A 12,734-nucleotide genomic window follows, 5' to 3' on the forward strand; every position below is an offset into this window, starting at 1 on the left:
CAACAATGGCAGAGAGAATAGTTGTAGACCCAATTACAAGAATAGAAGGACATCTTAGAGCCGAAGTAGAAATCTCAGACGGCACGATACAAGAAGCATTTCTTTCTTCTACAATGGTTAGAGGCTTAGAAAATATAGTTAAAGATAGAAATCCAAAAGACGTTTGGGCTTTTGTGCAGAGAACCTGTGGTGTTTGTACGTCTACCCATGCCACCGCATCTGTTAGATCGGTTGAAGACGCTTTAGGAATTGTAGTACCGCCCAATGCAGAAATTGTTAGAAATATTATGCTTGGAGCTCTATACATGCACGATCACGTGGTTCATTTTTATCACCTGCACGCTTTTGACTGGGTTGATGTTTTGAGCGGTTTAAATGCTGATCCTGTAAAAACATCTCAATTGGCACAATCCATTTCAAATTGGCCTAAAAGCTCACCGGGATATTTTTCTGACTTACAAAAAAGATTGAAAAAATTTGTAGCAAGCGGTCAATTAGGAATTTTTGCGAATGGTTATTGGGGACACCCTCAAATGAAATTACCTCCAGAAGCTAATTTAATGGCAACAGCCCATTATTTGGAAGCGCTGGAATGGCAAAAAGAAATTGTAAAAGTTCATGCCATATTTGGTGGTAAAAATCCGCATCCTAACTTTTTGGTAGGCGGCATGGCTTGCTCTATTAATCTAGATGATGCAAGTGGTTTAAATGCCGAAAGATTAGCTTTTGTGAGACAACTTTTAGAAGATGGCAAAAGATTTGTTGAGCAGGTTTATCTTCCAGATGTACTCACTATTGCTTCGTATTATAAAGATTGGGGCGCGATCGGAGGTTTTCATAATTTCATGACTTTTGGAGATTTTCCAACCCAAGGTCATAATAATACCAACATCAATACTTTCAAATTTCCGTCGGGAGTTATTCTGAATAAGGATTTAACAAAAGTGCACGATTTAGATCTAAGAGATTTAAAAACCGTCGAAGAATACGTAAACAATTCTTGGTATGATTATGAAGGAGACGGAAACTCAGGAAGACAGCCATGGAGCGGTGAAACTAAAATAAATTATACTGGTCCAAAACCGCCTTATACTCACTTAGACGTTGATCAAAAATACAGTTTTATTAAAACGCCAAGATGGAAAGGCCACGCTATGGAAGTTGGTCCGCTGGCACGAATGCTTGTTGGATATGCTTCTGGAAGAGAAGATTTTAAAACGATTGTTGATAGTGCACTGTCAAAATTACAAATTCCTGCGGGTGCTTTATTCTCTACTTTAGGAAGAACGGCAGCCAGAGCTTTAGAATCACAATTGGTCGCTAATTGGAATCTTGAATTTTTTGACAGCTTAATTGAAAATATTAAGAAAGGCGACACCAAAATGGCCAATACAGAGAAATGGGAAACTACAACCTGGCCTAAAGAAGCGCAAGGTGTCGGACTTGTAGAAGCACCAAGAGGAGCACTCAGCCATTGGATTGTTATAAAAGATGCAAAAGTTGCTAATTATCAACAAGTGGTTCCTTCTACATGGAACGCTTCTCCGAGAGACCCTAAAGGACAAAGATCGCCTTATGAAAGCAGTTTATTGAATACACCTGTTGCGAATCCTGAACTGCCTCTGGAAATCATCAGGACCATACATTCGTTTGATCCCTGCATTGCCTGTGCCGTGCATTTATACGATGAAAAAGGCGACATTATAAAAGAAGTAAATGATATTTCTATTTGTACAATATAAATATTAGAGCATGTCAACAAAAACTAACGATTATAAAAGAGCTTATATCTGGCAGTTACCCATTCGAATTTTTCATTGGGTAAATGCTTGGGCTATAACCGGGCTTGTGGCAACAGGATTTATTATTGGTAATCCGCCGGGGCTTATTTCGACTAAAGAAGCTACGGATCAATTTTGGTTCGGATACATTCGCGAAATTCACTTTATCTGCGCTTATCTTTTAGTCGCTGTTATGATTTTGAGGGTTTATTTTGCTTTTAAAGGAAATAAATATGCCAATTGGCGCATCTTTTTTCCATTTAAAAAGGAAGGTTTCAAAAGAATGTGGCATGTAATTAAGTTTGATATTTTCTTACAGAACGAAGAAACAAACGGCTCTCCAACGGGTGCTGTCGGCCACAACAGCGTCGTAGCGGCTTCTTATCTGGTCATGTTTCTGATGGGACTTGTAATGATCGGAACCGGATTTGCTATGTACGCCCCTACTTCGACTTGGTTTTTCCCGAAGATGTTTGGCTGGGTTACAAATCTGTGCGGCGGTGATTTTAACGTAAGAACAATTCATCATTTTACAACTTGGACTTTTATTTTGTTTGCCATCGTTCATATCTATTTAGTGTTTTTCCATGACTGGTTAGAAGGTTTGGGAGAAACATCGGCAATGGTCAGCGGTTACAAATTTGTTCGCAGAGAAAGAATTAAAGAAGACAAAGAAACAGAGATTGTAAAAGAAATTGCTGCGGCAGAAAACACAACCAAAGATTCTGTATTAAAATAGAATTTTACAAATATAATCAGATGCAAGAAGATGTTATGACAAGAAAGCTAGACGCGTTTCATTCTGATGGAAACGAGATTCTGGTACTTGGAATTGGAAATTATTTAATGGGGGATGAAGGTGTAGGTGTCCATTTTATTAATAGAATTGACCAAAGCAAATTCCCTAAAAATGTTTCATTCATAGATGGCGGAACTGGTGGTTTTACCTTAATACCGTACATAGAAAATCACAAAAAAGTAATCATTGTTGATGCTACAATGGATGGTAAAGAAGAAGGAACTATTGCATTATTAAAGCCTCGTTTTTCTGAAGATTTTCCTGTTTCGCTCAGCGGTCATAATTTCGGACTTAAAGACATGGTCGACATCTTGTCTATGCTGGACACGATGCCGGAAATCTATTTGTATACGATTACCATTTCAAAAATGGAACCCATGTGCATGAGCCTTTCTCCAAAAGTAGACGCTGCTATCAAAAAAGTAACACAGCAGATTATTGAACAAATACAAAACTTTAAAAATTAAATAATTACGTTCTTGAATCCTTCATTTCAAATACTTATTTCAGGAAGTGTACAAGGTGTTGGTTTTCGGCCTTTTGTATACAATTTGGCAGTCCAATTGAGACTGAGGGGATTTGTTACCAATAATGAATCTGGTGTACTGATTATCGTTCAAGAAAATGAAAAAACAGCAAATAATTTCTTTAACGAATTAAAAAGAAAGCATCCAAAAAATGCAAAAATAAATTCGATTAAAATTTCAGAAATTGTAACTGAAGAAAAATTTGATACTTTCTTTATAAAACCAACAGCAGAAAATACTTTAATTAATGCACCCTTAACCCCAGATTTCAGAACATGCAAAAATTGTAGAGAAGAAATTCTGGATCCAGAAAACCCAAGGTATTTTTATCCTTTTGTCAGCTGTACTTCTTGCGGTCCAAGATATGCCATTGCAGAAAAATTTCCTTTTGAAAGGGAAAACACAAGCATGAGTGAATTCAAAATGTGTGATAACTGCCTGGAAGAATACTATGATCCTAAAAATATTCGGTTTCATTCGCAAACTAATTCCTGCCCAAATTGCGGTCCTCAAATAAAATTTACCGATAATACTGGATTTGTTTTCTCTGGCACCAACAAAGAAATCTTTGAAACTCTTTGTCAAAAATTAAAAGAGGGAAAAATTATTGCTGTAAAAAATACTTCTGGCTATTTACTGCTTTGTGATGCCACAAATGCTGTTACGGTACAGGAATTACGCAACAGAAAAAAACGTTTAACAAAACCTTTTGCTGTTTTATTTCAAGACATAAAGCAAATAGAGACGTATTTGTTATGCCATCAATCCGAAAAGAATCTGCTGAAATCGGCACTGGCACCCATTGTGATTTTACCACAAAAAAAACAGTTGGATTTAGCGGCAGCACAGATAGCCCCAAATATGAAAACAATTGGTGCGATGCTTCCCAATTCGGGATTGCTGCACTTAATTACAACTCTATTTCAAAAACCCTTAATTGCAACAAGTGCAAATTTTAATGGATCTTCCATTTTTGCCAATGAAGAGGAAGCGGTAAAAACATTGAATCCGATCGCAGATTATTATCTGCACCATAATTTAGAAATTCTAAACTCTCAAGATGATTCTGTAATCAGGTTATCTAGAAAAAACAAACAAAAAATCATATTAAGACATGCAAGAGGTTATGCTCCCAATCTTAATTTTCCGTTTTTAGAAAAAACTCCAGAAAAACTACTCTGCCTTGGTGCCGCATTAAAAAATACGATTACAATTACGCCAAACCAGCAAGTGTATATGAGTGAATATATTGGCAGTTTATTAAACTTTGACACTTATAACCGATTTGAAAAAAAAATCGCAAATTACCAGCGTTTTTTTGATTTTTCTCCTCAGACAATCCTTTACGATCAGCATCCAAATTACGAGAATAATAAAGTAGTTACCGAATTTACAAAAGAAAATAAAACGGTAAAAACCTTAAAAATCCAACATCATGAAGCGCATTTTGCCGCAATTCTAAGTGAAAAAAAACTTTGGAAAAAATCCAAAATATTGGGCGTCATCTGGGATGGTTCTGGTTTTGGGAGCGAAACCGAAATTTATGGGGGCGAATTTTTTGAATATGACCACAAAATTATAAATAGAATTGGTCATCTGGAGTATTTTTCATGGATATTAGGCGACCAAATGGCTCAAAACCCTAAAATAGCCGCACTATCTATTAGCAGAAATAATAGTTTTTTCCATCCCTACTTCAACAAAAACGAGCTCAAAATTTATTCAAAATATATTAAAAACAGTTCGATCAAAACCTCTTCAATGGGAAGACTAATTGATGCTGCTGCTTTTATTCTTGGATTTCATAAACCTATTTTATTTGAAGGCGAAGCTGCTATTTACTTAGAAAATCTGGCACAACAGGCTTTTTGCAAATCAAATATAAAAGTAAAAGACTATTTAAAAGATGAAAACGCAACGGCAATTATTCCGTGCAAAAAACTTTTATTTCAAATTATTAAAGCTGCCAAAACTCAAGCAGACCCACAAACCATTGCTTTAAATTTTCATTATACACTGGTGAAATGTATCGAAAGAGCAGCATGTTCATCAAAATCAAAAGAAATTGCTTTTAGCGGAGGCGTGTTCCAAAATTCAGTTCTTGTTGATTTGATTATTGATCATTTAAAACCAAAATTCAAATTACATTTTCATGAAATGCTTTCGCCCAACGACGAAAATATCTCCTTTGGGCAACTCAATCATTATTTAAATTTAAAAAAATAAACTATGGATATTCTGGAATTATTAGGGCACATTGGGAAAACTGAAGAAAAAGATAAAATTTCGTATTCTGCTGGAGTGGTAATGGCTCTAAGCCTTAAAGATATTGGTTTTGATGAAATTAAATACGAAGATTATATTGACGGAATGAAATCTGTTTTTGAGAAATCTGCCGAGAAAATTTCACCAAAGCGTTCTATCGAAATCTTCAATAATTACGTGGCGCTTTTACAAGAAGAATTAAAAGTAAAAAATGCCGAAATAGGAAAAGCTTTTTTAGAAAAAAATGCTGAAAAAGAAGGAATAATTACACTTCCGAGCGGTTTACAATACGAAATTATACAAGAAGGAAATGGTGCTGTTCCTAAAATGACGGATACTGTAAACGTACTTTATGAAGGATATTTACTGAACAAAAATGTTTTTGATTCTACTAAAGAAACCGGTCCTCAACAAATGCATGTTTCACAAACTTTAAAAGGCTGGCAGGAAGCTCTGCAGCTAATGCCGGAAGGTTCCCGCTGGAAAGTTTACATTCCGCACGATTTAGCCTACGGGCCTATTGGTGCGCCGCCGATGATTCAGCCTAACGCTACTTTGGTTTTTATTATTGAACTTTTAAATATTCTTTAAAATGAAATATCTTTCGGAATATCGAAATCCAGAATTAGTAAAACACTATTTAAGTGAAATCCATAAAATAACCACCAAACAGTGGAATATCATGGAGATTTGCGGCGGACAAACACATTCATTAGTAAAAAACGGACTGCTGGATTTACTGCCGAAAAATATCAGAATGATCCACGGACCAGGCTGTCCCGTTTGTGTAACTCCTATTTCGTTGATTGATAAAGCAGTCGAATTGATGAAACAAGGCGTCATTATGTGTTCATTTGGAGATATGATTCGGGTTCCGGGATCTTCTAAGAGTTTATTGCAGGCAAAAGCAGAAGGCGGTGAATTACGAGTTTTATATTCGCCCCTTGAAGCTGTAAATATCGCTTCAAAAAATCCAGATAAAGAAGTGGTGTTTTTTGCCGTTGGTTTTGAAACTACTGCTCCCAGTAATGCCCTGGCCGCTATTCATGCAGAAAAACTGGGGTTAACAAATTTTAGTTTATTAGTTTCTCATGTATTGGTTCCGCCTGCTATGGAAGCTATTTTATCTGATGAATTTTGTACTATAAATGCTTTTTTAGGCGCAGGTCATGTTTGTACTATTATGGGTATGGAAGAATATTATCCAATTGCCGAAAAATACAAAATTCCGATTGTGGTTTCTGGATTTGAACCAGCAGATATGGTTCAGGCCATTTATCATGCTGTTTTACAATTGGAACAAGGTAAATATGAAGTAGAAAACCAATATACGAGATTGGTAAAAGAAGAAGGAAATGTAAAAGCCAAAGCAGTAGTCGATACAATTTTTACAATAGGCACTCAGGAATGGCGGGGAATTGGAGCAATTGAAAACAGCGGACTTGTTATGAGAGAAGCTTATAAAATGTATGATGCCAATTCTAAATTTTCTATAGAAACTACAACTGTTAACATCGACCAACATTGTATTGCCGGAGAAATTTTGAGAGGAAATAAAAAACCGAATCAATGTCCCGAATTTGGAAAAAAATGCAAACCGTCAAATCCGCTTGGTGCGCCAATGGTATCTTCTGAAGGTGCTTGCGCAGCCTATTTCAACTACCTATAAAAATTTAAAATGATTCGATTATTAATTACAATCTATGCCGGATTAGAGCATGCTTTTGAAGCAGATCATTTATTGGCTGTCAATAATCTTGTCACAAACAGGAGCCGCATAAAAGACGCTTTAAAAGATGGAATGTTCTGGGGAATTGGTCATACAGCCACTATTTTTATGGTAGGTGTGGTGATGATTGGTTTTAAAATTTCGATAAGCGAAAATGTTTTCAGCTATTTGGAAGCCGTTGTCGGATTGATGCTCGTTATTTTGGGAGTAATACGTTTATTCAAATTATTATACAAAAAAACACATTCTCACACCTATTATCACAGTCACGAGCATACGCACAGCAATGGAGTAACACATACACATATGCATGCACATACTTACACGCATTCTCATCCGATTGCAGGCTTTAAACACGCTCATTTTGACGGAACCGCCAATTATAAAACAGCATTTGGAGTGGGTTTAGTTCACGGACTTGCAGGAAGCGGCTCATTGGTAATTTTGGTAATTTCACAAATGAAAACCCCACTAGAGGGTCTATTGTATATTTTGATTTTTGGAATCGGATCAATATTCGGAATGTATATTGCTGCGGGTCTATTCAGCATTCCGTTTACAAAAAGTATTCTTAAATCTCAAAAACTGCAATATATTTTGATCATTATTTCATCTTTAATATGTATTATTTTTGGTTTTAAGATTATTTACACCAATTTATTTTAAGGTTTAAATTTCATTTAAAAACCGATTTAAAAATTGCCTTGACGCTATCCTCTATAGGTCAAGGCTTTTTTATTTTCAGTTTTAAAAGCCGAAGCTATTCTGGTTACAATGCTGGCTTGCGTCAACGGCAGATCATCCAGATGCAATTGCATTTTGTCCAGAAAAAAATGCTTTTGCCAGCTTCAAATTGAACATACTACAGATTTGATGCTTACTCCTGCTTACACTTTTAAATCTGATTTTAAAGAAAAATTGCTGGAAAACCAGTTTCCAACGGAGTAAAAAACCAACTTGACAAAAATTAAAATTAAAAGTATGATTCTTATATTCAAGCTAACATTCTATTGAGTTTTTTGGTTTATATTCGCAATAAATAAATTTGCCCAATAGATTTATTTAGACCCAAAAAACAATTTAAACCTACATCGAATGAAAAACTTGAAAGTATTACTTTTTGCCTTATTTTTTGTTGCTTTAAAATCACACGCCCAAGTTCAGGTAGATCAAATTCTTTACAAAGCCAAAGAACATTATATTACCAATACTTTAGACTACCCTATCTCGGGAACATTTTTGCCGCCCGATAAAAAAGAACCCAGCACTGTCCTAAATCCGGACGGAACAGGTGTGATACAATACGATGATATGAGCAAAAAAAAGATCAACTGGGGTATTGAGTGCAACTGGGAAGGCAAACCTATCATTAAAGAAGGATTTAACAGTGCTTCGTACACCTTTTGGTATCGAACTTCAGACAGCGACGAATGGATTTACAGTCAGTTTTCTATTCATTTTGCTAAGAAAAAAATGTTCCTGATGGGAGAAAGAGTCAAACTTTATGAAGATTATAATGTTCAATAATTTATAAATTGGACGAGTCAAAATAAACTTTTCTCGATTTTTTCTAAAATTTACTACAAAAAAGAAAACGTTTTCGTTGAATTTTAATAGTACCCATAAATTTTGCCATTTAATTTTATAAAATTCAAAATCATTCCTAAATTTTATTTAATTTGCAATAAAATTCAATATATTAAACATGGTTTCAATCACACGCCTTTTTGATTTTCCCTACTATCAACAAGAAACATACAACCTCCCAGTTGCTTTGGCAACCAAGAAAAACGGGGTCTGGGAAAAAACATCCAGCGAGGAATATATTGCAAAAGCAAATGCTGTTTCGAGAGCATTATTGCGCATGGGCGTACAAAAAGATGATAAAATTGCTTTAATCACTTCGAACAATAGAACTGAATGGAATATCATGGATATTGGCATCCAGCAGACTGGTGCGCAAAACGTGCCGATTTACCCAACTATTGCAGAAGAAGATTATGAATACATTTTAAACCACAGCGAAAGTATTTATTGTTTTGTTTCTGATACAGAAGTATTGAAGAAAGTCAATGCAATAAAAGCAAATGTTCCCTCATTAAAAGAAGTATATTCTTTTGATGAAATAAGCGGCTGCAAAAACTGGACAGAACTGCTTGTGGCTGGTGAAGATCAAAGCAACCAAAATGAAGTTGAAGCTCGTAAAGACAGCATCAAAACAGATGATTTAGCAACGATAATTTATACTTCTGGTACCACAGGAAAACCAAAAGGAGTGATGCTTTCTCATAGAAATATTGTTTCGAATGTTTTGGACAGTGCACCTAGAATTCCGTTTGATCCAGGAAAAAGTACGGCTTTGAGTTTCTTACCTATTTGTCATATTTTTGAAAGAATGATTTTGTACATCTATCAATTTTATGGTGTTTCGGTTTATTTTGGAGAATCTATTGACAAAATCAGTGACAACTTAAAAGAAGTTCGTCCAACGGTAATTACTGCTGTACCAAGACTTTTAGAAAAAGTTTACGATAAAATCTACGCTAAGGGCGGGGAACTAACAGGCATTAAGAAAAAATTATTTTTCTGGGCTATTGATTTAGGATTAAGATACGAACCGTACGGAGCAAATGGTGCTTGGTATGAATTTCAATTAAAAATTGCCCGTAAATTAATTTTCAGTAAATGGAAAGAAGGTTTGGGAGGAAATTTAGAATTAATGGTTTCTGGAAGCGCGGCTTTACAGCCACGTTTAACAAGAGTTTTTGCTGCTGCCGAACTTCCTGTAATGGAAGGTTACGGTCTATCTGAGACTTCTCCGGTTATTGCTGTAAACGACCAAAGAAACAAAGGTTTTAAAATTGGAACTGTTGGAAAAATAATCCGCAATGTTGAAGTGAAAATTGCTCAGGACGGAGAAATCTTATGTAAAGGTCCAAACGTAATGTTAGGTTATTACAAAGATCCTGAAAAAACGGCTGAAGCTTTGATTGACGGTTACTTTCATACGGGAGATATTGGTGAAATTGACAGCGAAGGTTTCCTTAAAATTACAGATCGTAAAAAGGAAATGTTTAAAACTTCGGGAGGAAAATACATTGCACCGCAATTGATCGAAAATGCTATGAAACAATCTCGTTTTATTGAGCAGATTATGGTTGTTGGTGAAGGCGAAAAAATGCCGAGTGCTTTTATTCAGCCAAACTTTGAATTTGTAAAAGAATGGGCAAAAATCCATAAAATTACTTTAGGAAGTACAAATGCCGACATCGCTTCAAATCCTGACGTTATAAAACGTATTGATAATGAAGTAGAAGAAATAAACAAAAAATTCGGACACTGGGAACAAATCAAACGTTTTGAATTGACTCCGGATGTCTGGTCTATTGACGGCGGACAGCTTACTCCTACTTTAAAACTAAAGCGTAAAATTATTAAAGAAATCTACAAAGATCTTTACGCTAAAATCTACGGAAATAATTAATCAAAATAATATAACCAAAAGTAAAACGGCTGTCTAAATTAGACAGCCGTTTTTTTGTGCCTTAAATTAATCTATTGGCAATGGATCTAAAAATCCATCACAGCTAAAAAATCTTATACTATTACTTTTTTGTCCTAAAGAGTCACACTTAACGATCACCTTCTATCTAACTTTATAAGAATACTGCATAACAAATTTTACAGATAAATATTCTGTAGAAATCCAAAAACAATCTTAGAACTCAGCTTTCAATTCCTTTTTTCAAGTGAATCTGGAATACTGCCCCTATGCCTAAAATTAACCTCAAAAAAATTGGATTTCAACTTACTAATCACAAACTAATTTAATTATGTCAAAATTCTCAGAACAAGTACAAATTACCATAGAAGGCTTTGATCACAATGTTATTTATTACAATCTGGAACTCTCTCAAAAAATGGCTGACCACCATTATTTTTCGTTTTTTTGGCAGTACACTGGAAAACCTATCATTGAACCTCAGGATCAGGAAAAAGCAATCAGCAACTTTACAGGCAGTGAAGTCATTTTTACTTTTACAGTAAATGGCATTCGATTGATGTCTAAGGGACGAATTACAAGATTAGGTTCTCCCCATAAGAACGGAAGCCCTGCCGGACTGCAGGTTTTTGGTATCAGCCATACAATTGCCCTTGATGATATGCCAAAGTCGAGAATCTTTCTGGAAAAAAATCTCCAGCAGATAGCTCTCGAAATTTTTGCCGAAGAAAGTTCGGGAGAATTCTATCAGCGCGAAGCCATTGTGCCTACTTACACCAAAGAATTCAAATTTAAAACCCAATATAACGAAACCAGCTTTAATTTCCTCAAACGCCTTGCGTTTCGTTATGCTCAGTGGTTTTACTTTGACGGAATGCGCATGCAGTTCGGAAAAATAAAAAACACTGACATAAGACTAATTAATGAATCATCACTGCATAACTTAAATATCGAAGCCAATCTGATGCCGCACAAAACATCATTTAGCGGTTACGACTACCTCAGCGCTTCAAACATAAGAGGCGGTGCCGAAAAAACTACAGAAGGAAGCCAGGACCGATTTGCATCGCTTGCCGTTTTTAAACAACCTTACATCGTAAGACCCGGATTACAGCATGGTGCTTATACAAGTAATGCCCAAAATAAAGAAGAAATCGAAGAAATGGCAAAAATGCAGACGGCAGGGTGCGATGCCAACAGCGTTTTTTACAGTGGCACCTCTTATTATCCTATTGGCTTAGGACAGACTTTTATCCTGCAAAACAAAAACGTAGAACATCACTTACTTGCTGTTGAAATTGTACACCGCTCTGAGGTAAACGGAAATTATACCTGCAACTTTACAGCCATTCCTGCTGATGTTGCTGCACCGAATTATACGAATGTCAATGTATTTGCACCAGCTGAAATCCAGCCGGCAAAAGTAATTGACAACAACGATCCCGAAAAACTCGGGCGCGTACGTGTAGAATATTATTGGTATACCTATGCTTGCAAAAGTGACTGGATGAGAATGATACAGCCCCACTCTGGCAATGGAAAAGGTTTTTATTTTATCCCAGAAATTGGCGAAGAAGTACTTGTAGGTTTTGAAGCTGGAAACATTGAACTACCGTTTGTGATGGGAACACACTATAACGGACAGGCAAAAACTGACTTTTTTGACGAGAAAAACAGCACCAAAGGCTGGAAACTCCTTTATGGAATGATTTTTAAGTTTATCGAAAAAGTAGGAATCTGGCTTTCTGACCCAAGCGGTAACGAAATTCATCTTGATGAGGAAAATAAAAACATCAACATCACTTCGACTGAAACTATTACTGTAAAGGCAAAGAATATTATTCTGGATGCTGAGCAGAGTATAACGTTCAAGGCGGGAATAAATATTTCGGAAACGGCTGGAGGAAGCCACAGTATTGAGACTGGAAAGAATATGATACAAAGTGCAGTTGGAAGTTATTTCTTAAAAGCAGCTAATATTTATGAAGATGCTATTGGAGAAAGAAAATCTAAGGCTAAAGACATTCAAGAATCTGGAAAATCAAAAACCTCTACAACTGAAAATGACACAAAATTTAACGCTCAATCAAATATTAGGGCTAATTCTGGAGACAAAACTAACTATAACTAA

At 35.7% G+C, this 12,734-nt stretch carries 10 protein-coding genes; all 10 read left to right on the plus strand.

All coding sequences use genetic code 11. The features are described from left to right. Nucleotides 1–5: 5 nt before the first annotated feature. Nucleotides 6–1,742, plus strand: a complete 1,737-nt coding sequence (locus tag C4F50_RS17435; protein WP_194139933.1) for a nickel-dependent hydrogenase large subunit — start codon at nucleotides 6–8, stop codon at nucleotides 1,740–1,742. A gap of 10 nt (nucleotides 1,743–1,752) precedes the next feature. After that, entirely contained in the window at nucleotides 1,753–2,520 is a 768-nt protein-coding gene (gene cybH / locus C4F50_RS17440) for a Ni/Fe-hydrogenase, b-type cytochrome subunit (RefSeq protein ID WP_194139934.1), read from the plus strand. Nucleotides 2,521–2,555: 35 nt separating this feature from the next. After that, nucleotides 2,556–3,047 (plus strand): HyaD/HybD family hydrogenase maturation endopeptidase, encoded by a 492-nt coding sequence (locus C4F50_RS17445; RefSeq protein ID WP_228012068.1) that lies wholly within the window; start codon nucleotides 2,556–2,558, stop codon nucleotides 3,045–3,047. Nucleotides 3,048–3,059: 12 nt separating this feature from the next. Next, the gene (hypF, locus tag C4F50_RS17450; protein ID WP_194139936.1) at nucleotides 3,060–5,333 is read left to right on the plus strand and encodes a carbamoyltransferase HypF; all 2,274 of its coding nucleotides are present in this window, start codon (nucleotides 3,060–3,062) and stop codon (nucleotides 5,331–5,333) included. Nucleotides 5,334–5,336: 3 nt separating this feature from the next. Then, on the plus strand, nucleotides 5,337–5,963 hold the full coding sequence (locus C4F50_RS17455; RefSeq protein WP_194139937.1) for an FKBP-type peptidyl-prolyl cis-trans isomerase: 627 nt from the start codon (nucleotides 5,337–5,339) through the stop codon (nucleotides 5,961–5,963). A 1-nt stretch (nucleotide 5,964) separates the two neighbouring features. Next, nucleotides 5,965–7,041: a hydrogenase formation protein HypD gene (gene hypD, locus C4F50_RS17460; protein ID WP_194139938.1), complete on the plus strand. Its 1,077-nt coding sequence runs from the start codon at nucleotides 5,965–5,967 to the stop codon at nucleotides 7,039–7,041. A 9-nt stretch (nucleotides 7,042–7,050) separates the two neighbouring features. Further along, complete coding sequence (locus tag C4F50_RS17465) at nucleotides 7,051–7,767, plus strand: urease accessory protein UreH domain-containing protein (RefSeq protein WP_194139939.1); 717 nt, start codon at nucleotides 7,051–7,053, stop codon at nucleotides 7,765–7,767. Between the two features lie 429 nt (nucleotides 7,768–8,196). Beyond that, nucleotides 8,197–8,628 (plus strand): hypothetical protein, encoded by a 432-nt coding sequence (locus tag C4F50_RS17470; protein ID WP_194139940.1) that lies wholly within the window; start codon nucleotides 8,197–8,199, stop codon nucleotides 8,626–8,628. 178 nt (nucleotides 8,629–8,806) lie between these two features. Continuing rightward, nucleotides 8,807–10,585: an AMP-dependent synthetase/ligase gene (locus tag C4F50_RS17475; RefSeq protein WP_194139941.1), complete on the plus strand. Its 1,779-nt coding sequence runs from the start codon at nucleotides 8,807–8,809 to the stop codon at nucleotides 10,583–10,585. 349 nt (nucleotides 10,586–10,934) lie between these two features. Next, complete coding sequence (locus tag C4F50_RS17480) at nucleotides 10,935–12,734, plus strand: type VI secretion system Vgr family protein (RefSeq protein ID WP_194139942.1); 1,800 nt, start codon at nucleotides 10,935–10,937, stop codon at nucleotides 12,732–12,734.

Source organism: Flavobacterium hungaricum (assembly GCF_015182285.1).
Taxonomy (GTDB): Bacteria; Bacteroidota; Bacteroidia; order Flavobacteriales; family Flavobacteriaceae; genus Flavobacterium; species Flavobacterium hungaricum.